Source organism: Clostridium cavendishii DSM 21758 (assembly GCF_900141845.1).
Taxonomy (GTDB): Bacteria; Bacillota; Clostridia; order Clostridiales; family Clostridiaceae; genus Clostridium_AG; species Clostridium_AG cavendishii.
Genome location: NZ_FQZB01000005.1, coordinates 384,847 through 409,278, shown reverse-complemented (window position 1 = coordinate 409,278; position 24,432 = coordinate 384,847). Strand labels below are relative to the sequence as shown.

Sequence of the window (24,432 nt, the reverse complement as noted above, 5' to 3'; positions counted from 1 at the left end):
TTAAGAGGAGATAGGAGTATATGTATATAGAAATTTCTGGTGAACACTATGATAGGGAGCATTTAAGAAAATTAAAGGTAAATAAGCTTATGAATATCTGTGAAGATATTGGCATGTCTTATAAGCAATATGGATTATTCTTATATAAAAATAGGGATATATTAATTGATAAGATATTTTATAAAGTACAAGCCAATGAACCAAATAATGATAAGTTAAAGGAATTTCAATGTATCCAAAAACTAAATGAAATACCTTTAGAAATCAGAGAAATACCCTTAGAGGTCAAAAAAGAAAGTGTTAGAACTTCATATGAGTGTGAAGAAATTGATTATTCTTATGAAGAATTAATTGGACTTGATTATGTAACATTAGGCAAGTTATGTGTTAATAAAGGATTAATAGATTTAGAATTAGATGATAGTTTTTATAACTATTCGAAAGAACAGCTTTTAAATAAGTTAGTTAAAGCTTATAACTTATCAAAGGAAAAACAAAACTTTTATTTTATAGATATAGATAAGGAAAGTTTTAAAGAACTTAATGAAGAGTTAACTGATAAAGAAAATTTGATAGTAAGAGATTTCACAAAAGATGGTATAAGACTTGCTGTTGAAAGAGAGGAAGGTACTTTAAAATTAATTCCTATATTATATCTTAATAAAAAAATATTGATTGCTAAAGAGCAAATTATAGATTATGTAAATTTAGGTGAAAGTGATGAAAAACTTTCTAGATAACATATTTAAAAGAAAACCCAAAAAAACTTCTCATTTTTATTATTATTTAGATAAGAAAAAAAAATTAGAAGAGGCTATAGAAATTTCTTCTTTAACTTTAATTGCAAAAGGTGGAGAAGGAGAAATTTATAAAGTTTCAGACACACTTGCTTTAAAAATATTTTATAAGGATAAAATATCTGATGAAATACAAGATAAATTAAAGTACATGGTAGATAATCAAATTTGTTACAAAGGGTTATGTTGGCCTAAGTCTATATTATATGATTATGAAGAGAATTTTTTAGGTTATGTTATGGAGTTAGCTAAAGGTAGTGAATTAGGAAATATAGTATTTCAACCTATGATATTAAAAAATCAATATAGCTCTTGGACTAAAAAAGAATTAATTATTTTATCGTTAAAAATATTAGATATTATTAATGAACTTCATAAAAATGATATCTTAATAGGTGATATTAACCCAAGAAATATACTTATAAATAATTATTATGAGGTTTATTTTGTAGATACAGATAGCTATCAAATAGCAAACCTATATAAATGTAATGTAGGAACAGTGCATTTTACAGCACCAGAAATTCAAGGTAAACCTTATTCAGAATTCTTCAGGACGAAGAGACATGAAGCCTTTGCAATAGCTACACTCTTATTTATGATTTTCCTTCCTGGAAAACAACCATATGCTTTTAGAGGTTGTACAAATCCTCTAGACAATATTAAAAACATGAATTTTCCATATCCTTTTTATAACTCTATAGAAAGTAAGGCTCCAAAAGGACCTTGGGAATTTATATGGAATGATTTAAGTTATGATATGAAAAAAAGCTTCTATTCTGTATTTAAAAATAATAATAGACTTTCTGTTGAGGAATGGATAAATATTATAAAATCCTATGAAAAATATTGTGATAGTGGAAATTGCTCAATAGATATTTTTCCTAAGATTAATATGAAAACAAAATTAAAGCCTAATTTAGCATTTAAAGATGATATCAAGTCATTAGATAAAGCATCTATATCAAATTTTAACTTAGGAAAACTTATATTAGACTATGATGAGTTAAAGTTTTCAGAAAATGGAGCAATAATTATAAATCAAAAAACTTCTGAAATGATTATAAGCTTAGTCAAGGATGGGATAATTATAAAGTCTCAAAATTTGGATTTATCAAGAATAGCCTTAACTAAGAGATTGTTTGCAACAACTAATAGATATACATCTGTACGAAAAGGTATTAAACAAAGTGAAAGAGCTATTTTAGATAATTTAAGGATATATTATGAGAAAAATATAAAAATTGGAATATATTCAGAATTTGTATCTATAGATCCTATGCTTAAAGAAATAGCTAAAAAACATAATAAAAATATCAAAGATAATATTAAATTAAATATTGATACCATTTGTGAAGAATTAAGTTTAGCTGATGAAAAATTGCATTCAGATTATTCAAGTATTGGAGATCTGTTAGATAAGATGAATAGAGAACTTAATTTAGTAAATAAAAATGTAATTTTGGAATCTCAAATAGAAAATTTAGTGTTTAAGAGATTAGGACTTATTATTTATAAAGACTTTATGGAATACACAGGTATAAAAGAAATAACTATTAAGATTTAATTATTGAATTGGGGGAAGAAGTATGAATTTAAATGAATTAAGAGAACAAGACTTATATGATAATCCTACACCTAGAGTTCCAGTGTGTTTGGTTTTAGATACATCAGGATCTATGATGGGTGAACCTATAGATGAATTAAATAAGGGGGTGGCCTTATTTTTTAAAAGTATAAAAGATGATCCAATAGCAAAATATGCTGCTGAAATTTCTATTATTAATTTTGGTGGTGCTATAGCTAATAAGGTTTTGGATTTTACCACTGTAGAAAAGCAAAAAGTACCTACACTTGAGGCTCATGGTCTTACTCCGATGGGCTCTGCAATTACTATGGCTCTTGATATTCTAGAAAGAAGAAAAGAGGAATACAGTGAAGCTGGAGTAGAGTATTTTCAGCCTTGGCTTGTTATAATGACAGATGGTATACCAACTGATAGCATAGAAGAGGTAATACAAAGAACAGTTAAACTTGTAAACAATAGAAAGCTTACAGTATTTCCAATAGGAATAGGTGATGAAGCTGACATGGATATATTATCGAAATTTTCGCCAGGCAATGCTCCAGCAAAGCTTAAAGATTTAGATTTCACTGCATTATTTGAATGGTTAAGCCAAAGTGTAATAGATACCTCTAAATCTATGGCTGGCGAAAGTATAAACTTAAAGGATCCAAGCACTTGGATGGAGTTAGATTTATAAGTTTATGAATATAAAAAGATGGGTTGGGGAATGTTCTAAAATACAAGGTAGTCTTCATAAAAAAAAGGGCATTCCATGTCAAGATAATGTATGTTGTTATGTTGATAAATCTAATGCTATTTTATCATTAAGTGATGGTGCTGGATCTTGTAGATTATCTAATGTAGGTTCTAAAATAGCTACTAAAACAATAATTAAACTCATGAAATCTAACTTTGATAATTTTTATACTATGGAGGCATTACAATTCAAAGAATTTATAATTTCTTCATTACTTGATGAAATAAATAATGTCTGTGAAAAGTATAATTCCTCAAGCATAAAAGATTTTTCTGCTACATTATTATTTGTGGCTATAAAAGATAATAATTTTATAATAGGGCATATAGGAGATGGACTTATTGCATATTATAAAAATGGAGCAGTAAGACTTTTATCAGAACCTGAGAATGGAGAAACGTCAAATACAACCTATTTCTTTACAATGCCTAATGTATATAATCATTTTAGATTGTTTAAAGGTCATGTAAATGAGGTGGAAGGTTTTATTGTCATGTCTGATGGAGGAACAAATAGTTTATATAAGAAAGCTACTAAAAGTTTAGCGTTAGCAAATACTAAAATATTTCAGGCTAAAGCTCGACTTGGCAAAAGTGATTTCAAAAAATTTTTGCAAGATGATTTAATAAGGAAGCTTTCAGAAAGAACTACAGATGATTGCAGTATTGGTATATTATATAGACATAATTATGATTTAAATACTATGAAAGATAAAGATTTAGACATTTTAAAAGAAGTCATAGGTATAAATGATGAAAAAGGGATTGTAAATTTTCTATTAATTGCAAAGGAATATAATAAAACAGTATCTACAAATAACAAATTACGTATAGATACTGTTGTTAAGAATACAGGAAAAAAGAAAAAAATAGTTAAAAAACATATAAAAAGACTACAACTTCTTTATTAATTTTTATAATTTTTGTAATTATTAGATAAATTAATTTAAAGGAAACTCCTATTCATTATCATTCATAGGAGTAAGTTCGAATGTCCAAATTAAAATTTGGATTCTCACTTATGAGTAGTATTATATAATTTTCGATTACTTAAATTTCAGTAAAAGGAAAATTATATAATACTTTTTTATGTGCAATTTTTATTATATATATCTTGAGCAAGGGATTTAATTTTATACAAATCATATATAATTATTAAATTTTTTGACTTTTTAATTATCTTTTTATCTGATAAATCTTTAATTACTCTGTTTAGATGTCTATAACTGGTTCCAAGAAGTTCAGCTATATGATTTAGGCCTTCAATATGTACAATATTATTATTCTCAGTATTAGATGTCATCACCGACAAAAGATAGCTTGCAAATCTATTTTCTAATGGATATAAAATATTTATTGAGCTATAAATAGAATTATTTCTTAACTTAGCTCCTAATGAATCTATAATAAATCGTAAAAAAATAGGATCATTAAAACCAAACATTTTAATCTTATTTATAGAGATAGCTAAACAAATACAATCTTCTAAAGCCATTACATTACAATCAGCTAAAGGATTATTAGTAAATTCTATATCTCCCATTATAGATAAAGGATTATTAAAACATAATAAAAGTGATTTGCCAGTTGAAAGCATAGTATACACTTTAGTTTTTCCTTGAACTAAAAAATACATATAAAACATTTCAGTATTAATACAACATATCATTTCTCCTTTTTTAAAATTATGTATCTCCATATTAGCTATTAAATCTTTATTTAGATTACAATTTAACTTATATTCATTTAAATATTTATGAATTAAGTTTTTATCATAAATTTTATTCATAAATCCACCTCAAAATAAATTATACTACTACTACTTAAATAGGACAAATGTCCTATTTATATTTTTAATAATTTTGTTAATATTATTTATATAGTATTAAATATGTGGAGGTATTTAAAATGTATAATATTTTAGCTATTTTAGTAGGAATGCTAATTTCAATAATGATAACCTTTAATGGTCAATTATTAAATAATGTTGGGCTTTCTTATTCATTATTAATAATTCATATTGTTGGATTAATTGCTATAGCATTTATCATGGTATTAAAAAGAATAAAAATAAGTTTAAAAGGAAGGATACCTCTTTATTTATTTTTAGGTGGTGTAGTAGGTGTTGGTTTAACAATCTCAAACATTCTAACTATAACTTATATAGGAGTTGCATTAACGACTGCATTAGGTGTATTTGGACAACTTATATTTTCTTCTTTAGTAGACCACTATGGTTTTTTAGGAATGACAAAATACAACTTTAATAAAAAGAAGTTAATTGGATTTAGCATAATTTTTATAGGGTTAATTGTAATGACAATATAAATATAGGAGGAAGATAGATATGTTTATGGTAATTTTAGCTGTTATAGGTGGTATCCTTACTACTTTGTCTATGATAATAAATTCATCTCTTGGGAAGAGGATAGGAGTTTTTCAAGCAACTTTGGTAAACTATTTTGTTGGATTAGTTACTACTAGTATTGTTGTAATTTTTATAGGTAATAAAATGCAACTAAGCTTAAATGACTTTAGTAAAATGCCTTTTTATATATTTTTAGGTGGTGTTGTAGGTGTTTCAGTAGTTTATTCTTCAAATAGAATAGTACCTAAAATACCAGTAGTATATAGTACATTATTATTTTTCATAGGCCAAATAGTAGCAGGTATAATTATTGATTATATATTACTTAAAACAGTATCAACAAATAAGATAATTGGTGCTATCATTATAACTATAGGTATACTTTATAATTCTAGAGTTGATAAAAAGATAACTAGTAAACAATAACTGTAAGTCTAAAGTAAAAAACTTACTAAATTATAATCACCATTTATGTTTAATTCATATATATTTATAATAATATAGTTTTTATGGCTTGGTTATAAGTGCTTTCAATTTTAATAGTCATAAATTATTAACAAATAAAAAGAAAATATATGATAATATATATTATGGATTTTAAAAATGGAAGGATGATTACAAATGAAAAGTATAGTTTTTGATATACTTAAAATAAGTATTATTCAAGTTGTATATACTTTAGGCATAATAGTAGGCTTTGGATTTATAATTGGACTAATCGAAAAAAGAGCAAGCTATTTTATTCAACGAGCCATTGGATTTAAAGGTGTACTTATCACAGGGCTTATAGGAACTCCAATTCATGAAATTGGACATTTCCTTATGTGTATAATTTTTGGACACACTGTTACTGAAGTTAAGCTGCTAAGACCAAAAGCTTGCAAGCAAGACGGTGTTTTAGGCTATGTAAAACATAGTTTTAATAAGAATAGCTTATATCAAAATATAGGTAACTTCTTTATAGCAATTGGACCATTAGTATTTGGTTCATTAACTATGTTTTTAACTATGAAAATATTTTTGTCTGATAGCTTTAATAAACTTTATAACTTCTTGCTTAATGAAACTAAGTTGGTGCATATTGGAGGGGAAGAAAGCTTCTTTGATATATTTAAATCTATATTTAATGAAGTTGTAAAAGATATTTTTAATACTAATAATTTGAAAACAATAAACTTTTGGATATTTTTATTTATTATAATATCTATAGCATCTCATATGGCATTAAGCAAAGCTGATATTAAGGGAGGTATTAGTGGACTTATAGCTATTTATACTTTTTCGCTTATATTAAGCATAATATTAAATTTAGCTAACTTTAATATACATTATATTTATTCTAAGATTTTAGTATTTAATATATTTATCTCTGTATTTTTAATAGTAGCTTTAATATTTTCATTTATACCACTTATAGTAAACCTCATATTGTATTTGATTAAAAGGTAAACTTTATCAAAAAAGCATTCTAAATTATGAATATTTAGAGTGCTTTTTTGATAAAAATGATAAAAATACGCAGCTAAAACATATGTTCTTATTGTTAAATTTAGTGTATACTATAAATATATTTTAAATTTTTATGTGAGGTTTATATGGAAAGAAACATATTACATGTAGATATGGATGCTTTTTTTGCATCTGTTGAAATTATGGATGATATAAGTTTAAAAGGAAAACCTGTAATAGTAGGTGGTACTTCTGAACGTGGAGTTGTATCTACTTGCTCTTATGAAGCCAGAAAATATGGAGTAAAATCTGCTATGCCTGTATTTATTGCTAGAAATAAATGTCCTAATGGAATTTTTATTACACCAAGAATTTATAGATATAAAGAAATATCACTTAAGATTTTTGAAATATTATATTCTTTTACAGATAAAGTAGAAGGTGTTAGTATAGACGAGGCATATCTAGATGTTACTGATTTAGAAGAGGATCCAGTAAAAATAGCTTTAAGTATAAAAGCAAAGGTAAAAAAAAATCTTGGACTTAATATATCAGTTGGCGTATCATATAATAAATTTTTGGCAAAACTCGCTTCAGATTGGAATAAACCAAATGGACTTAAAATTATCACTGAAGATATGGTTCCTGAAATCTTAAAACCCCTTGCAATAAATAAAGTACATGGTTTAGGATTTAAGGCTGTAAATAGACTAAATAATATAGGAATATTTAAGATAGAAGAACTTTTAGAACTTCCTAAAGAATTATTTGTAGAGTATTTTGGGAAATTTGGACTTGAAATTTATGAAAGAATTAGAGGAATTGATAATAGGGAAGTCATAATTACACGGGAAAGAAAATCAATAGGTAAAGAAACCACCTTAAAGCAAGATACTGATAATAAGGAAGAGCTTAAAGTATATTTAGAATACTTTTCAAGTAGAATTTCATCTTTACTTAAAAGAAAGAACTTAAAAGGAAGAACTATAACATTAAAACTTAAAACTTCACACTTTGAGAATCATACAAAGAGTAAAACATTAAATAATTATATAAATAATGAAGAGGAGATTTATTTAGAGGGGTTAAGAATTCTACTTAGTTTAGAATTGAATGAACCTATAAGGCTTATAGGTTTATCTATATCCTCACTAACAGAAGAGTGTAATGAACAAATTACATTTTTCAATAATTAACCTTAATAATCTTAATCCTTAAAATTTTTTATTTATAAAAATATAGCTGTAGTTACATTACTTTATTTAATAAATGAATAGTTAAAATTTCAGAAGACATCCATAGAAAATAATGGATGTCTTTTTATATATTTTATGTTAAAATATATATCGAATAATATAAAATATACTATGGGTGAATTTATAGGGGGAAAAATAATGGTTAATGAAAATATAAATACTGAGAGAAAATATAAGAAGATAAATAGCGCCAAACTTCAATTTTCTACTTTTGAATCTGAAGGAGAATATAACTATTTAGAAATGGAGTATAACGCCATATTAAATGGGGATGTAAAAGCAACTAAAATTTTTTGTACAGGCGAAACTGAAATACACGGGAATGTAAAGACAAGGGAAATGGATTTAAAAGGTGTTACTACTGTTAATGGTGATATTAGTGGCAATACAATTAAAATAGTTGGAGAAAGTAAAATAAATGGTGATATTAAATTTAGAGACTTTACTTTAAACGGAACCCTTGTTGGCTCAGGAAGTGTAACATGTACAAATTTTATATCAGATGGAAAATATACAGGCGCTACTGAAGTTAAAGCCAAAACTATTACTGCTTCTGGACAAATTGGAATAGAAACTTTAGATGCTGGAAAAATAGATTTAAGATTAAATAAAAATAGTAATATAAAGTTTATAAAAGGGGAAACCATAAATATTAATCTTTTAAATGGTATCTTTTCTAGGTTTACAAGTGGTTCTAATGATTTAGAAATCGATACTATAGAAGGTGAGGATATAGTATTAACTAATATTAAAGCTAAAAAAGTTATAGGTAAAAATATAGTACTTCAAAAAAATTGTATTATAGAAAATTTAAAATATACTGGGTCATTAGATAAAAAAGATAATTCTAAGGTTAATAATGCTATAAAAGTGGAATAATTTATATATAGGAGTGAAGGTATGGATAAAAAATTTAATCTTCAAGGGTTTTTGAAAAAATATCCTTTTGAAAGTGGAGAAATATCCGAAAATAATATAAGCGTAGAAGCATTAGATGCTATATATGCTGATTTTCTTAAAGTTAGGGATAATTATGAAACGCAAGCTGAATTTATTTCAACTATTTTAAGAACTCATCCTAAAATTCACTCTGTAAAATCTAGAGTTAAGAATCCAGAGAGATTAATAGAAAAGATTATAAGAAAAACTTCTGATAGAAAAGAAAAATACGGTGAAGATTTTAAGTTCTCAGTAGATAATTACAAGGAAGAGATTAATGATTTAATAGGTATTAGAGCTATACATATATTTAAAGAAGAATGGGAAACTATTCATAAATTTATATTAAATACTTGGAAAGTCATAGAAATAACCGCTAATATAAGAGATGGAGATGACACAAGTTGCTTCGAGGAATTAGGAATAGAAATTAAATCAAGAAAGTCAGGTTATCGTTCTGTTCATTACCTTATAGAATTTTATCCAACTAGCCAAAAAGTTATAGCTGAAATACAAGTTAGAACTATTTTTGAAGAAGGCTATGGTGAAATAGATCATAAGCTTAGATATTCACATAAAGAAATTCCAGAGGTTTTAGCCTCTAATCTATTACTTTTTAATAGAATTGCTGGTAGTGCAGATGAAATGGCTTCGCTTATTAATTTACTTAGCAAAAATTTAAAGGATTTAGATATTAAATATAAAAAAGTAATACAAGAGAAGGATGAAGAAATACTTAAGCTTCGTTCTGATTTAAAAGGAGATTAATTTATGAACGTAATATTAGAAGATATATTATATGCTATGGACTTTTTAGATGAAAAGGGTGGCGCTTATTATAATAAAAAGAATGGAGATGTAATATCTCTAGTTTACAGAGAGTTAGTAGCTGCGAAAACTAAAGTCCCTGTAGATACATTCCCGGAATGGCAACAGGGAGCAGTAGAAATAGCATATGATATCGTAGAGAATAATGATGATTATATAGAACTACCTGAAAAGGATGAGTTTGATGATTTAGCTGTTTTAAAAAGCTATGTTAACACCTTAGAAAATGATTTAAAAGCTGAAATAAATAAAGAATTAGAAACAAATACTGATATTTCTAAAATCAGAAGTAAATTTGATACAGTATTAGGTTCTAATGAATGGTTTGACTTTAAGGATAATTTTTTTATAGAACTTGCAAAGTCTTGGTGTATCAAAAACAATATAGGGTTTAAGTAAAAATACTCCCATAAGTTAAACTTATGGGGGTTTTAAATTTATTTTAAAACGAAGCTCATATTAATTATTATTCATAGAAGTGCTCTTACGGAGTAAGTTCAAATGACTAAATCAACCAAATATTAAAATTACCAAGTAGTAAGTTCGAGATACAAAATTAAAATTTTGACTTTCACTTAAAATTATGTGAGGAATTTTAAAAATAAGTTGTATTAATAAGTGAAGAGTAAAAAATTTACTAGCTAGTAAGGTATAAAAATGGGAGGGACAGCTTTGGAAGATATAATAAATAAACATTTTGCAAAGGTTAAAAAGGGTAATAAAAAATCCATGGAAGCTATAGTGGATTTTTATATGAATTCAGTATTTTATTTAGCTAAGTCTATAATAGGGTCTTGCGGAAGTAATGAAGACATTGATGATGTTGATATTGATTTTGGCAATACTGATGCTAAAATTTCAGATATAAGATGTAGAGGAAAAAATTACGGAGGTCATACTAACGAAGGTTCATCTGTATATACTTATACTTTTGAAGAAAAAGATCTTAATTTAAAAGAAAAGCTATCGGAAAATATTGACTTTAACATAAATGCTTTAAATATAATACAAAAAGGTGAGTGGAATTTTAAAGTTAAATAGACAGAAGAAACCTCTTATTAATTAAGAGGTTTCTATTTATTTACTTAGTTGTTATAAAAGATTTATTATGTTATAATATGAATATGTTTTCACGCAGTTAAAGAGGGGGAGATAAAATGCAATTTTTTATAACACTAGTTGTTGTTGTAGTTTCTTTTTTTGTATTTAATACAATATTTAATATGTTAAGTATTAGTTCAGAGTTATTTAACAAAATACAAACTTATACAAATAAGTTAAAAAGAAAAAATTTATGTAAAGTTTTAAGCGGAATAGTGATATTATTAATACTTTTATTTATTAATGATATATTAAAAGCAGGAATTTATGGTTTTGGAGTGGCTGCATGTTTATCAATAACATTAAATGATGCTTTATTCCAAGAACCATTACAACAATCTATAAAGCCTATTTCTAAAAAGAAAAACAAATGGAAACGTTGAGAATAGTTAATTGAAAAAATTAACTATTTTTTTATAAAAAGAATTTAAATAATAGTTTATTTTCAAAATTAAATTTTATTGGTATAGTAAATAATTCAAAAGATTCGATCTAAAAAACCTCCATAAACATTTAATTTATGGAGGTTTTTCTTATCCTTCTAATACCTTAACAAAAAAGTTTCTAGTTCTAGGCCCATCAAATTCACAGAAATAAATTGCTTGCCATGTTCCGAGTATAAGTTCGCCTTTATTTAATATTATTGATTGAGACGCGCCTACAGATGATGTTTTTAAATGTGCATGGGAATTTCCTTCATAGTGTCTATAAATTCTATCTTTTGTTGGAAAGTTTTTTTCAAAACCGTAAAGCATATCCGTAACAACATCAGGATCAGTGTTTTCGTTTATTGTGATTCCTGCTGTAGTATGAGGGGAGTAGACTACAACTATTCCATTCTTAATATTACTTTTCAACACAGCTTCATTAACATATTCAGTTATGTTTACCATAGCTTCTTTTTTGTCGATTGTCAGATTATATTTAAATAGATTATTCATAAATTCCAAACACGCCTTTCATAATTTTAAAAACTTATCATATATTAATAATGATTAATATATATTCTCGCTTATTTGACACTTTTAACTTCAAAAAGTTCAAATCTATATTTTTGTAGAGTAGGGTTAACTTTATCTTCTGGAACTTCTTCAATAAACATAGAGTATGGTCTTACAAATAAACCACAACTTCCATATAAGGCTCTATAAAGAACCATTTTTTCTTGAGTTTCTGAATGAGTTACAAAATCCTCTAAAAGATATAAATCTCCCTTAAAGTGTCTAAAAATTTTCCCTTTGTCTTTTGATATATCTCTCATTTTAAAGTCTCCTTTATTATATTATAAATTCAATTCTCCTTATTATACCAAATCAACTTATATTTATAAATAGCGCTAAATAAAATATCTAACTATAAAAATCAAAAATTTAATCACCGTATAATTCTGTGTATAAACTTGTGCAAATGTTAATTCATAGCAATATCGTAATTAATAACAAAATTGTGGATATATTTATGCAAAATTTATGTATAGCAAAATATTTTATAATTTTTAGCTTTAGACAGTATATGCTTTTATTTGATAAAAATATTTTCAAAATGAATTAAACTTGATTATGGTCGAATTATAAGATTCTAAAAATGATTTTTTTGTAGAAATAGAAAAGGGGGTTTTCGGTAATAAAATACTTATTTTTACATTTAAATGAAAACTAATTAATTTGTTGCTTTTTAAAACTATTTGAAGCTTAATAATAATTTCGCTAAATATACATTTAGCGAAATTATTATGGTAATTTTAGATATTATATAGTATAATTATCCTATAGAAAGCATCTTTTCATGCTTTTCTAGAATTTATTATATTTTAAGGATGATTTTATGATATATGATATTAAACCAATAGCCGAAAATAAAGCACTTCCTCAAAGTGTTGATGATTTTTTGAATTATTTACAAACTATTAAAGGAAAATCAACTAATACTATAGATGGTTACAGAATAGACTTGATAATTTTCTATAGATTTATGAAAATATATAAAGGATATTGTCCTAGAGACATAGATTTTAATGAAGTTGATTTAAGTGATATAGATAATAGTTTTATTAGAACCATAAGACTCACAGATCTTTATGCATTTATGTCTTTTCTAGAAAAACAAAGAGAAAATGAAAGTTACGCAAGAGCTCGCAAGGTAGCTACATTAAAATCTTATTTTAAATTTTTAAGCACCAAAGCTAAAATAATAGATGAGAACCCTACTTTAGATTTAGAAAGTCCAAAAATAAATAAACGTCACCCTATTTATTTAACTCTTGACCAAAGTATAACTCTCCTTAAATCTTTAGATAAAAAGAATAAAAATTATTTTAGAGATTACTGTATATTAACTGTGTTTTTAAATTGTGGATTAAGACTTTCTGAACTTTGTAATATAAGATTAGATAAAATCAAAGGTGATACATTAACAATAATAGGTAAAGGTGATAAAGAAAGAACTGTATATCTTAATAATGCTACTTTGAATGCTATTTCTAATTATTTAAATATTAGAGATACGAGTCAAGTTCCTAATGAATATAAAAACATTTTATTTTTATCTAACAGAAATAAGCCAATTGATAAGCGTACTGTAGAAATTTTAGTTAAGAAACATATAAAAAACGCTGGAATAACTGATGTTAAATGCACTCCCCATAAACTTAGACATACAGCTGCTACATTGATGTACAAGCATGGTAATGTAGATATTAGAAGTCTTCAAAGTATTTTAGGACATGAAAACATCTCTACAACTCAAATTTACACTCACGTTGATGATGAAACTTTAAGAGACGCTGTAAGTTCTAACCCGCTTGCAAATATAAAATAAATTACATAACAAATATTATGTAAAGTTAAAAGCTAAATAAAATAATTAAGTTTACGAATTATTTTATTTAGCTTTCTATATATCAATAGACTTAAAAAAAGTAGAGGGCACTCTCCTCTACTTCTTTTAAGTCTATTGATTCATATCTTCTTCTAATGCTGCTCTATTTATTCTTATTAAACCTGGGAATTCTTCTACAGAATATTTTTCAACTGCTTCTTTATCTAAAAGCAAATCTTGAAGATCATCTATGTACTCTATATGTTCCCAAGCATCGCCATTTTCATCTGTTAACTTGAATTCTTCATTGAATTTTTTCATATCAAATCCGTTAACATCACCTTCAAAATTAATATTATTCTCGAATTCTATTTCTAGTTTTTTATCTAATTCCAAACTTTCTTCTGAATCTTCAGTCATGCTATCTCTTAAAAGCAGTTCATTCTCCTCTACTTCTTTAGAAATACCTTCAATATTTACAGCTTCTATATCTACACTATTTAAATCCAAAGATTTTAAACATTCGTCAAAAATCTTTTTAGATGCTAAATCGCAATTATCACAATTTTTATATGTATTACATTCCTTGTTTTTGTCAAAAATACAAATATTCATATAATTCACCTTCTCTTATAGTTTTCTAATCAATTATAGCAGAGGTAACAAGGATAAGCAAATTTTATAATACTAGAACATAAGTTTGATGTTAGCGCAATTATATGATATAATAAAACAAGAATAGCGAGGTGTATAAAATGGGTGAAATTATAAAAGATAAGCAAAAAGAAGTTTATGAGTTTTTAAAAGCACACACCGAATCCAAGGGTTATCCCCCTTCAGTTAGAGAGATTTGTGATGCTGTAGGTTTAAGTTCAACTTCAACAGTTCACGGCCATTTAAAAAGATTAGAGAAAAAAGGTCTAATAAAAAGGGATCCTACAAAACCAAGAGCTCTTGAAATAATAGAATTCTCTACAAATAAAAAAGAATTATTAAATATCCCTATAATAGGTAATATAACCGCTGGACTTCCTATATTAGCAACGGAAAATGTAGAAGATATTTTTCCTATTCCAAGTGATTATATAAAACATGATAGAGATCTTTTTATATTAAAAGTTTCTGGCGAAAGTATGATTGAAGCTGGTATAAATGATGGAGATTTAGCTATTATAGAGCAAGCTCAAACAGCTAATAATGGAGATATAATTGTTGCTCTTATAGAAAACGAGGCTACTTTAAAAAGATTTTTTAAAGAAAAAGATCATATAAGATTACAACCAGAGAATAAAACAATGGGTCCTATACTAGTAGATAACTGCTCTGTTTTAGGTAAATTAGTAGGTCTTTATAGATCATATTAAAAACTAGGTGTACATATCTGTGCACCTAGTTTTATTCATTATCAATATACATTACTTATATAATCTTTAAAAATCTATATGTTTTTACTTTACATAATATTTACTTAAAAACTTTATCAAGAGCTATAAGTATACCTATTTTAGCATGGTCAAAAGTAAGTCCACCTTGAAGGTATGCTATATAAGGAGGTCTTATTGGCGCGTCCGCCGAAAGTTCTATAGAAGAACCTTGTACAAAAGCTCCTGCTGCCATTATAACTTGATCTGTATAACCTGGCATATCCCATGGTTCACATTCTACAAATGAATCTATAGGAGATCCTTTTTGTATTCCCTTGCAAAAGTTTATAACTTTATCTTTATCATTGAATTTTATAGCTTGAATTATATCGCTCCTCTTTTCATTATACTTTGGAAGCACTTCAAAACCCGCAAGTTCCATTATTCTAGCACAGAAAATAGCCCCTTTTACAGCTTCCATAGCAATATGTGGAGCCAAGAATAACCCCTGATAAAGCTGTCTCATAACGCCAAAGGTTGAGCCGCACTCTCCTCCTATACCAGGAATAGTTAATCTGTAAGCAGCTTGTTCAACATATTCTTTTTTCCCAGCTATATAACCACCAGTTGGTGCTATACCACCACCTATATTTTTTATCAATGAACCTGCTATTAAATCTGCACCTACATCTGTTGGTTCTTTTGTATCTATAAATTCACCGTAACAGTTATCTACAAATACTAAAACATCTTGTCTTATAGCTTTTACAAAACTTATAACCTCTCCTAGTTCATCTACTAAAAATGAATTTCTCCATCCATATCCTGTAGATCTTTGAAGATGTACAAGTTTTATAGATTTATCTGATTCTAAAGCTTCTTTAACTTTATCAAAATCTACCTTTCCGTTCAGTAAATCAATTTGTTTATATTTAACACCATACTCTCTTAAAGAACCTATATTTTCCTCTCCGCTTATTCCTATAATATTATGTAAAGTATCATATGGTTTGCCTGTAATGGCAAGCATAGTATCATTAGGTCTTAAGTTACCCATTAAAGCTGCTCCTATAGCATGAGTTCCATTTACAAAATGCGGTCTCACCAAAGCACTCTCTGTATTAAAGATTCTAGCATAAACTAGATCTAAAGAATCTCTACCTATATCACCATATCCATAACCTGAAGAGTTTGTAAAGTGTGTATCTGAAATTCTTTCCTCTTGCAAAGCATGTAACACTTTAGTTTGATTTAATTCTCTTATTTCATCATATTTTTTAAACTCTTCTTCAACATCCAAAATAGCTTTATTATATAACTCTAAAGTTCTATCACTTATTTTATATACATTTTTTAATAATTCATTAGTTTCTTTTAACATATTAATTACTAATTCAAAAATTTAGAAAACATTTTGAATTAGTTACACCTCCTTAAAATCTTATAACATAGAATATATTAACATAGTGAAAAAAATTAGGCAAACATTAATGTTTGCCTATGTATTAATATTTAATTGTCATCAACTTGTGTACTATTAAATAATATAGGTTTTGCTGGAGTTACTGTTGTAATAGCATGCTTGTAAACTAGCATTTGTTTACCATCAGAATCTAATACTACAGTAAAGCTATCAAAACCTTTAACATATCCTTTTAATTGGAATCCGTTTGTTAAATATATAACAACTGCTATTTTTCCCTTTCTAGCATTATTTAAGAAAATGTCTTGCAAGTTGTTTGTTGACTTATTATTCATTATTAACCCTCCAAACCATATAAAAGTTTTTATAATAATTTAATTATAAACCTAAGAATTCATAATGTCATTAGTTATTTTATCTATAATTTCCTCTTCACTTAAAATGTCTTTATCTAAAAATACAGCTCTCTTATCTCTTCTAAACCAGGTTAACTGTCTTTTAGCATAATTTCTTGTTCCTTGTTTTATCATTTCTATTGCTTTCTCTAAAGGTATAGAGCCTTCTAAATAATACATAAGCTCCTTATAACCTATTCCTTGCATAGATTGCATACTAGGTGTAAGGCCAGATTTTTTCAATGCTATAACCTCTTCTAAAAGGCCTTTTTCAAGCATCAAATCTACTCTGTGATTTATTCTTTCATATAGAGAAACCCTATCCATATTTAATACATAATAAAATATATTATATGGAACATCATACTTTTTATTCACCTCATTATATGAACTAAAAGGCTTTCCTGTGGTTTTGTATACCTCTAAGGCACGTATTACACGTTTTCTATTGTTCATATGAATATTTTCATAACTCTTAGGATCTATTTCTTTTAATAAACTGTGTAATTTTTCATTACCTTCTTTTTCGGCTAATGCCCAAAGATAGTCTCTGTATTCATCATCTTTTTCACTTTCTGTGAAGTTCATATTACATGTTACAGAATCTATATAAAGTCCAGTACCACCTACCAATATAGGTAGTTTTCCTCTATTATGAATATCAGAAATAGCTTTTAGACACAATTCTCTATATTCAGATACCGAAAATTCCTCTTCTGGAGCAATTATATCTATAAGATGATGAGGAACGTCATTCATTTCTTCCTTTGATATCTTTGCTGATCCTATATTCATTTCTTTATAAATTTGCATAGAATCGGTAGAAATTATTTCTCCATTTAATTTTTTTGCAATTTTAATAGATATATCTGTTTTCCCAACAGATGTAGGTCCCGCAATAACAAGTATATTTTTTTTCATAAAATTCTCCTACACAATTCTTCTAAACTTCTTATCTAACTCATAGCTTGTAAACTTAACTATAGTTGGTCTTCCATGAGGACAATTAAAAGGATCATCTATAAATCTAAGTCTTTCTATTAATGCTTCCATCTCATTATAACTTAATACATCATTTGCCTTCACAGCCGCCTTGCAAGCCATAGTAGCTATCTTATTATATTTAACTTCAGTAGTCTTACCAGAACCTAATGATTTCAAATTATCTAATATACTTAAGAATAATTCTTTAGGATTTAACTTATCTAAAAAGTACGGAACTTCAATAAGTCTTATAGAATTAGATCCAAAGTCTTCTATTATAAACCCTGCATTATCGAAGACATTTTTATTTTCTTCATAATAGGAAAAATCATCTAGAGATAATTCCAAAGTTATAGGAATCAATAATGTTTGAACCACGATTTCTTTATTTTCAATAGCTTTTAAATATTCTTCAAATAAAATTTTTTCATGGGCTGCATGTTGATCTATTAAATATAGTATAGATTCATATTCTCCTAATATATAAGTATTGTTAAATTGTCCTATAACCTTTAATTTTGGAAATTTAGGAATTTTAATAGGCTTATCTATATCCTCTTCAATATTCGTAGTTATCTCTTTCTTAATATTATTAGAGTTCTCTAAATTAACGTTATTAATATTGTTAAATTTATCATCAGTATTATATCTATTATAAATTTCATTCTTAAGTTCTACGGGTATAGATACTACTTCCTTCTCTATTATTTTTGGAAAAGCTTTTTCCTCTTCTTCTTTTAAATTAAAAGAATTAATTATTTCTGGAGAAGGTGAATAAGTCTTAAATTCTTCATTATTTGATTTTACATTATTATAGTCTTCCTTATAATCCGGCTTAATTGCATTATAATTAAACGTAATCTCTTCTACTTTATATTCATCTTGAATATTTTCAGAAGAATTTTCTGCAACTAAAAATGAATCTGCTATATCCTTTCTTAATACGTTATGGATATTATCAAACACTATTTTAAAAACTTGCCTATCATCATTAAATTTAATTTCTGCTTTAGTTGGATGTATATTTACATCTACAAATTCAGGATACACTTCTAAAAATATAGTAAAAAAAGGATACTTATTAACTGTACTAAAAGATTTAAAAGCATTTTCAGCTGCAACAGTTATAAGTTTGTTCTTTATATATCTATTGTTTACAAAAATAGATTGATTATTTCTAGAACCTCTACTTATTTCTTCTCTACCTATATAACCAAAAACAGAAATAGCATCTGTATGATGCTCAAAATATAATAAATTTTCACTTATTTGCTTTCCGTATAAACATCTTATAGTATCTAATAGATTACCATTACCAAAGGTATGGAGTATACTCTTATTATTGTTATAAAGTTTAAATGATATATCAGGATTACTTAAAGCAATTCTACTTACTATATCATTTATTAAAGCTCCTTCTCTAGAAATAGATTTTAAGAACTTTTTTCTAGCAGGTACATTATAAAATATATCTCTAACTTCTATTAATGTTCCTTTATTTATAGCAGCTTCTCTCTTATGCTTTATTTCACCCGCTTCTATATATATTTCACTTCCAAATTCATCTTCCTTAAATTTTGTTTTAAGGAGCACTTTTGCTACAGAGGCTATACTCGCAAGAGCTTCTCCCCTAAAGCCTAATGTACTTATTTTATATATATCTTCTACATTGTTTATCTTACTTGTTGCATGTGGCATAAAAGCTTTTTCCATATCCTCACTATGTATACCAATGCCATCATCTATAATACGTATTAAACTTTCCCCACCATCTAATACCTCTACTATTATATTTTTAGCTCCAGCATCTATACTATTTTCAACAAGTTCTTTCACAACAGAAGAAGGTCTTTCTACAACTTCTCCTGCTGCTATTTTATTTGAAGTAATCTGGTCTAAAATATTTATTCTTCCCATAGTTATACCATCTCCTTATTAACTAATCCTTAAGCTTCTTAGCTTCACTTACAATGGTATATAGTTTATTCATAGCCTCCATAGGATTCATGCTTAAAATATCAAGCTTAGCTATATCATTTACTAAATTCTCTTTTGCAATTAAACTAAAATCCATTTGTAAACTGTCTTGAGCATGATTATGTTTTTTCTTATTAGTTTTATGATTGTTTATATATACCTCTTCTACATCTTCTTTTATATCCGTAGCCACTTCTTCCAAAACTTCTTTATTTTCAATAGCTATTTTCTTTGTATCTGCCACATTTTCATTTTCTAAGTGTTTTAATATATCCTTAGCTCTATCAATAACTTTCTTAGGTAAGCCTGCAAGCTTCGCAACCTCAATACCATAAGATTGATCTGCACCGCCTTCGATTATCTTTCTAAGGAATACTATAGTATTATCTAATTCCTTTACTGCAACAGAATAATTTTTAACACCTCTTAACTCATTTTCAAGCTTTGTAAGCTCATGATAGTGCGTTGCAAATAAAGTTTTACATCTAAGGTTTTCTGACTTACAAATATATTCTATAACTGACCAAGCTATGCTTAATCCATCGTAAGTACTAGTTCCCCTTCCAACCTCATCTAATAATACTAAACTATCCTTAGTTGCATTATTAAGTATGTTAGATACTTCCCACATCTCAACCATGAAGGTAGATTTCCCCCCTGCTAAGTCATCCGATGCACCTATTCTAGTAAATATCTTATCAACTATGCTTATATTAGCACTTTCTGCAGGTACAAAAGAACCCATTTGAGCCATTAATGTAATTAAGGCTACCTGTCTCATATAAGTAGATTTACCTGCCATATTAGGTCCTGTTATAAGTAAAAGTTGTTTATCATCTTTATTTACTAAAGTGTTATTTGATATAAACTCACCATTTGGAATAACCTTTTCTACAACAGGGTGTCTTCCTTCTTTTATGTCTATAAAACCTTCAGTATTTATAGTTGGTTTTACATAATTATTTTCAAGGGCTAATGTTGCAAAACAAGCTATTGAGTCTAATTCAGCTATTTGTCTTGCTGTATTTTGAAGTCTATCAATTTCTTTATCTACAAGATCTCTAATTTCATTAAATAATTCATATTCAAGTGAAATTAACTTTTCTTCAGCGCCTAGTATTTTATCTTCCATTGTCTTAAGTTCTTCAGTTATATATCTTTCAGCATTTGATAATGTTTGCTTTCTTATATATCTTCCTTCTGGAATAGAAGAATAATTAGCTTTTGATATTTCTATATAATAACCAAATACTTTATTATACCCAACCTTTAAAGATCTAATTCCTGTAAAATCTCTTTCTCTATTTTCTAAATCAGAAATCCATTGTTTTCCGCTCTTTTTAGCCACTCTTAACTCATCTACTGATTCATTATAACCATCCTTAATGATATTACCATCCTTAATAGTTAAGCCTGGATCATCCAGAATAGCTTTATCTAAAAGCTCATGTAAATCAGATAGTTCATCTATATTATTATAATAGTATTTTAAAAGCTTAGAGCTTGAATCTTTAATACTTCTTTTTATATCAGGAATTTTACTTAATGATACTTTTAACGATATTAAATCTTTAGCATTTACATTCTTATTTGAAACCTTCCCTAATATTCTTTCTATATCATAAATATCCTTAAGATTAGTCTTAAGTTCTTCCTTTAATAATAGATTATTTGTTAGTTCTGAAACAGCATCTAATCTGTCTTCTATGTGTTTCTTATTTAATAATGGTTGTTCTATCCATTTTCTAAGATTCCTACTTCCCATAGAAGTTTCTGTTTTATCCATAACATGAAGTAGAGATCCTTGTTTGCCTTTACCATAAAGACTTTCTGTAAGCTCTAGATTACGTCTTGTATTGTTATCTATAGTCATGTAGTCAAATATATTATAAACAGTAATTTTATTTATATTACTTAAAGATATTTTCTGAGTTTCATTTATGTATTTCATAAGTGAACCCGCAGCACTTTCTTGAATTTCAGACAACTCTCCACTATAATCTTTAAAATACTCTTTTAAAGTATTACTAAAATCTTCTTCAAAATAAATTTCGTCTCTGGTTGTTAAAAGTGCTTTAGAGTAATTTCTCAAATTTTTCAAGTCATCTTCAGACGTACTTTTACTTATAATTATTTCATTTGGAGCAAATTTTGCTATTTCATCAAATATTGTATTCCATGAAAATTTAAATTCAGTAGTTAAAAATTCACCAGTAGATATATCAGACAGAGCTACTGAACATATGTTCAGAGAGCTATTTATTGATATACTCATAATATAGTTGTTCTTGCTTTCCTCTAAAAAACTAGAGTCTATATACGTTCCTGGAGTTATTACCTTTATAACATCTCTTTTTACAATTCCTTTAGCTAAGGCTGGATCTTCTACTTGTTCGCAAATAGCTACCTTATAGCCTTTACTTATAAGTCTTCCTATATAATTATTAGCCGCATGGAATGGTATTCCACACATAGGTGCCCTATTTTCGAGCCCACAATCCCTTCCTGTAAGTACAAGTTCTAGTTCTTTAGCTGCTGTTTCAGCATCTTCAAAGAACATTTCATAGAAATCACCTAATCTAAAAAACAAAATACAATCTTTATAATTTTCTTTTACTTCAAAATATTGCCTCATCATGGGAGTTAAAGCCATAATAATCCTCCTTAAATTTAAAAAGTGAGCATATAAATTCTCTTATTCTACCCTTTTTTAGGGCTCAAAATAGTAGAAAATTTATATAAGCCCACTCTTGTAATAAAGGTAAAGAAACTATAATTTTACTATATAAAACAGCTAATTTTTACTCAAAATATAAATAATTTTATGTTTTCTTATACCTTTAAAAAGTTCTTATAAAAAGAGCTTTAAATTTGTTCTCCATAAAGAGAAAATGCTTGTGGTTTAGTTATCTTAACATTAACTAATTTACCTATAGAATCTTTGCAACCTATGAAATTTACAAGCTTTCCATTTCTCGTTCTTCCAGTAAGTTTAGTTTCATCATTTTTGCTAGTTCCTTCAACTAAAACTTCAACAACTTTATCCATGTATTCTGCATTCTTTCTAGATATTATATCATTCATTTCAGTAACTAGCTTATTGAATCTTTCATGCTTAACTTTTTCATCTATTTGATCTTCCATTCTGTCAGCCGGTGTATGATTTCTTCTTGAATATATAAATGTAAATGCTGAATCATATTCAACTTCTTTTATAAGACTTACTGTTTCATCAGCCTCTTCATCTGTTTCTCCCGGGAAACCAACTATAATATCAGTTGTAAAACCTACATCTGGTATTTCGGCTTTTATCTTTCTAACTAGCTCTAAATATTGTTCTCTTGTATATTTTCTATTCATAGCTTCAAGAACTCTTGAAGACCCGCTTTGTACTGGTAAGTGGATTTGTTCACAAACTTTATCACATTCTTTAACAGCCATTATAACTTCATCCGTTAAATCTTTTGGATGTGAAGACATGAATCTAATTCTTTCAAGGCCATCTATTTTATCTAATCTTCTAAGTAATTTTGCAAAGTTTATCTCTTCTTCTAATCCTAAACCATAAGAATTAACATTTTGTCCAAGAAGAGTAACCTCTTTATATCCCTTACTTACAAGTTCTTTTATCTCATTTTCTATGTCCTCAGGTTTTCTGCTTCTTTCTCTACCTCTAACAAAAGGAACTACGCAATAAGAACAAAAATTATTACAACCATACATAATTGTAACAAAGGCTTTAATATCACTTTTTCTATCAACTGGTATTCCTTCAACTATTTTTTCTTCTTTATTTACAATTTCTTTTACTTGAACTCCACCTTGAAGTACTCTATTTAAATACTCTGGGAATTTATATGCATTATGAGTTCCAAATATTATGTCAACATATGGGTATGTTTTTAATAATTTATCAGCCATTCCTTTTTGTTGCATCATACAGCCACAAACAGCTATTATTAGATTAGGATTTTTTTCTTTAGCTGCTTTTAAATGTCCTAAATTTCCAAAAACTTTGTTTTCAGCATTTTCTCTTACGCAACATGTATTAAATATAATAATTGAAGCTTCTTCTTTACTTTCACATGGTTTATATCCTATTCTTTTAAGCATACCTGATAATTTTTCTGAGTCTTCTTCATTCATTTGGCAACCATATGTTTCTATGTAATATTTTAAATTTTTATCCTTCATTAACTCTACTCCTTTTGTATAATATCTTTATTACCTTATTATATATAATTTATAACTTTTTTTAAAGTACCTTATATACTTAAAAACAATTATTATCAATAATGGATTATAACATATAAATAGTTCTTTGGTAAGATTAATCTATATTACTTTTATAATAAATTTGATTTGTTGACTAATTTTTATATAATACCACTATCATCTCTAAAAAACTTAT

At 26.9% G+C, this 24,432-nt stretch carries 25 protein-coding genes; 15 read left to right on the top strand and 10 right to left on the bottom strand.

All coding sequences use genetic code 11. The features are described from left to right. The first annotated feature begins 20 nt into the window (after positions 1-20). From BUB01_RS05810 to BUB01_RS05795, 4 genes are read left to right on the top strand one after another with little or no spacing between them, the layout of a single operon-like run. Positions 21-740 carry a hypothetical protein gene (locus BUB01_RS05810; RefSeq protein WP_072985741.1) on the top strand — a complete coding sequence of 240 codons (720 nt, stop codon included), beginning with the start codon at positions 21-23 and terminating at the stop codon, positions 738-740. Continuing rightward, positions 721-2,364 (top strand): protein kinase domain-containing protein, encoded by a 1,644-nt coding sequence (locus BUB01_RS05805; protein WP_072985740.1) that lies wholly within the window; start codon positions 721-723, stop codon positions 2,362-2,364. Before BUB01_RS05810 ends, BUB01_RS05805 begins: the two co-directional genes overlap by 20 nt. A gap of 22 nt (positions 2,365-2,386) precedes the next feature. Further along, positions 2,387-3,061, top strand: coding sequence for a vWA domain-containing protein (locus BUB01_RS05800; RefSeq protein ID WP_072985739.1), 675 nt, complete (start codon positions 2,387-2,389; stop codon positions 3,059-3,061). A 4-nt stretch (positions 3,062-3,065) separates the two neighbouring features. Beyond that, positions 3,066-4,031 (top strand): PP2C family serine/threonine-protein phosphatase, encoded by a 966-nt coding sequence (locus BUB01_RS05795; protein ID WP_072985738.1) that lies wholly within the window; start codon positions 3,066-3,068, stop codon positions 4,029-4,031. Positions 4,032-4,207: 176 nt separating this feature from the next. Here BUB01_RS05795 and BUB01_RS05790 read toward each other — a convergent pair whose 3' ends face one another. After that, a complete protein-coding gene (locus BUB01_RS05790) occupies positions 4,208-4,909 on the bottom strand; it encodes a cyclic nucleotide-binding domain-containing protein (protein ID WP_072985737.1) in 702 nt (233 codons plus the stop codon). A 119-nt stretch (positions 4,910-5,028) separates the two neighbouring features. On the opposite strand from BUB01_RS05790, the gene BUB01_RS05785 reads away from it, so the two are divergent. The 9 genes from BUB01_RS05785 to BUB01_RS05745 all read left to right on the top strand — a co-directional run bounded on the left by BUB01_RS05785 (position 5,029) and on the right by BUB01_RS05745 (position 11,444). Continuing rightward, positions 5,029-5,448: a DMT family transporter gene (locus BUB01_RS05785; RefSeq protein WP_072985736.1), complete on the top strand. Its 420-nt coding sequence runs from the start codon at positions 5,029-5,031 to the stop codon at positions 5,446-5,448. Between the two features lie 19 nt (positions 5,449-5,467). Next, positions 5,468-5,914: a DMT family transporter gene (locus BUB01_RS05780; protein WP_072985735.1), complete on the top strand. Its 447-nt coding sequence runs from the start codon at positions 5,468-5,470 to the stop codon at positions 5,912-5,914. Positions 5,915-6,109: 195 nt separating this feature from the next. Then, positions 6,110-6,937 (top strand): hypothetical protein, encoded by an 828-nt coding sequence (locus BUB01_RS05775; protein ID WP_072985734.1) that lies wholly within the window; start codon positions 6,110-6,112, stop codon positions 6,935-6,937. A 146-nt stretch (positions 6,938-7,083) separates the two neighbouring features. Then, positions 7,084-8,133 (top strand): DNA polymerase IV, encoded by a 1,050-nt coding sequence (locus BUB01_RS05770; RefSeq protein ID WP_072985733.1) that lies wholly within the window; start codon positions 7,084-7,086, stop codon positions 8,131-8,133. 198 nt (positions 8,134-8,331) lie between these two features. Beyond that, positions 8,332-9,072, top strand: coding sequence for a hypothetical protein (locus BUB01_RS05765; protein ID WP_072985732.1), 741 nt, complete (start codon positions 8,332-8,334; stop codon positions 9,070-9,072). A gap of 21 nt (positions 9,073-9,093) precedes the next feature. Next, complete coding sequence (locus BUB01_RS05760) at positions 9,094-9,900, top strand: RelA/SpoT domain-containing protein (protein ID WP_072985731.1); 807 nt, start codon at positions 9,094-9,096, stop codon at positions 9,898-9,900. Positions 9,901-9,903: 3 nt separating this feature from the next. Then, positions 9,904-10,359 (top strand): hypothetical protein, encoded by a 456-nt coding sequence (locus BUB01_RS05755; protein WP_072985730.1) that lies wholly within the window; start codon positions 9,904-9,906, stop codon positions 10,357-10,359. Between the two features lie 273 nt (positions 10,360-10,632). Continuing rightward, positions 10,633-11,001: a hypothetical protein gene (locus BUB01_RS05750; protein ID WP_072985729.1), complete on the top strand. Its 369-nt coding sequence runs from the start codon at positions 10,633-10,635 to the stop codon at positions 10,999-11,001. A gap of 116 nt (positions 11,002-11,117) precedes the next feature. After that, complete coding sequence (locus tag BUB01_RS05745) at positions 11,118-11,444, top strand: hypothetical protein (RefSeq protein WP_072985728.1); 327 nt, start codon at positions 11,118-11,120, stop codon at positions 11,442-11,444. A gap of 150 nt (positions 11,445-11,594) precedes the next feature. Here BUB01_RS05745 and BUB01_RS05740 read toward each other — a convergent pair whose 3' ends face one another. Both BUB01_RS05740 and BUB01_RS05735 read right to left on the bottom strand, forming a co-directional pair. Then, complete coding sequence (locus BUB01_RS05740) at positions 11,595-12,002, bottom strand: secondary thiamine-phosphate synthase enzyme YjbQ (protein ID WP_072985727.1); 408 nt, start codon at positions 12,000-12,002, stop codon at positions 11,595-11,597. 71 nt (positions 12,003-12,073) lie between these two features. Continuing rightward, complete coding sequence (locus BUB01_RS05735) at positions 12,074-12,322, bottom strand: DUF1653 domain-containing protein (protein WP_072985726.1); 249 nt, start codon at positions 12,320-12,322, stop codon at positions 12,074-12,076. 563 nt (positions 12,323-12,885) lie between these two features. Here BUB01_RS05735 and BUB01_RS05730 point away from each other — a divergent pair. Further along, positions 12,886-13,878, top strand: coding sequence for a tyrosine recombinase XerC (locus BUB01_RS05730; protein WP_072985725.1), 993 nt, complete (start codon positions 12,886-12,888; stop codon positions 13,876-13,878). A gap of 132 nt (positions 13,879-14,010) precedes the next feature. On the opposite strand, the gene BUB01_RS05725 is transcribed toward BUB01_RS05730, so the two are convergent. Continuing rightward, entirely contained in the window at positions 14,011-14,493 is a 483-nt protein-coding gene (locus BUB01_RS05725) for a hypothetical protein (protein ID WP_072985724.1), read from the bottom strand. A gap of 140 nt (positions 14,494-14,633) precedes the next feature. On the opposite strand from BUB01_RS05725, the gene lexA reads away from it, so the two are divergent. Then, positions 14,634-15,242: a transcriptional repressor LexA gene (gene lexA / locus BUB01_RS05720; RefSeq protein ID WP_072985723.1), complete on the top strand. Its 609-nt coding sequence runs from the start codon at positions 14,634-14,636 to the stop codon at positions 15,240-15,242. A 100-nt stretch (positions 15,243-15,342) separates the two neighbouring features. On the opposite strand, the gene BUB01_RS05715 is transcribed toward lexA, so the two are convergent. The 6 genes from BUB01_RS05715 to miaB all read right to left on the bottom strand — a co-directional run bounded on the left by BUB01_RS05715 (position 15,343) and on the right by miaB (position 24,215). Beyond that, complete coding sequence (locus tag BUB01_RS05715) at positions 15,343-16,623, bottom strand: methionine gamma-lyase family protein (RefSeq protein ID WP_072985722.1); 1,281 nt, start codon at positions 16,621-16,623, stop codon at positions 15,343-15,345. A gap of 131 nt (positions 16,624-16,754) precedes the next feature. Continuing rightward, positions 16,755-17,000, bottom strand: a complete 246-nt coding sequence (gene hfq / locus BUB01_RS05710; RefSeq protein WP_072985721.1) for an RNA chaperone Hfq — start codon at positions 16,998-17,000, stop codon at positions 16,755-16,757. Between the two features lie 51 nt (positions 17,001-17,051). Further along, positions 17,052-17,981 carry a tRNA (adenosine(37)-N6)-dimethylallyltransferase MiaA gene (miaA, locus tag BUB01_RS05705; RefSeq protein ID WP_072985720.1) on the bottom strand — a complete coding sequence of 310 codons (930 nt, stop codon included), beginning with the start codon at positions 17,979-17,981 and terminating at the stop codon, positions 17,052-17,054. A gap of 9 nt (positions 17,982-17,990) precedes the next feature. Then, positions 17,991-19,961 (bottom strand): DNA mismatch repair endonuclease MutL, encoded by a 1,971-nt coding sequence (mutL, locus tag BUB01_RS05700; protein ID WP_072985719.1) that lies wholly within the window; start codon positions 19,959-19,961, stop codon positions 17,991-17,993. A 22-nt stretch (positions 19,962-19,983) separates the two neighbouring features. After that, positions 19,984-22,674, bottom strand: a complete 2,691-nt coding sequence (mutS, locus tag BUB01_RS05695; RefSeq protein WP_072985718.1) for a DNA mismatch repair protein MutS — start codon at positions 22,672-22,674, stop codon at positions 19,984-19,986. A 212-nt stretch (positions 22,675-22,886) separates the two neighbouring features. After that, the gene (gene miaB, locus BUB01_RS05690; protein WP_072985717.1) at positions 22,887-24,215 is read right to left on the bottom strand and encodes a tRNA (N6-isopentenyl adenosine(37)-C2)-methylthiotransferase MiaB; all 1,329 of its coding nucleotides are present in this window, start codon (positions 24,213-24,215) and stop codon (positions 22,887-22,889) included. Between the last annotated feature and the right edge of the window lie 217 nt (positions 24,216-24,432).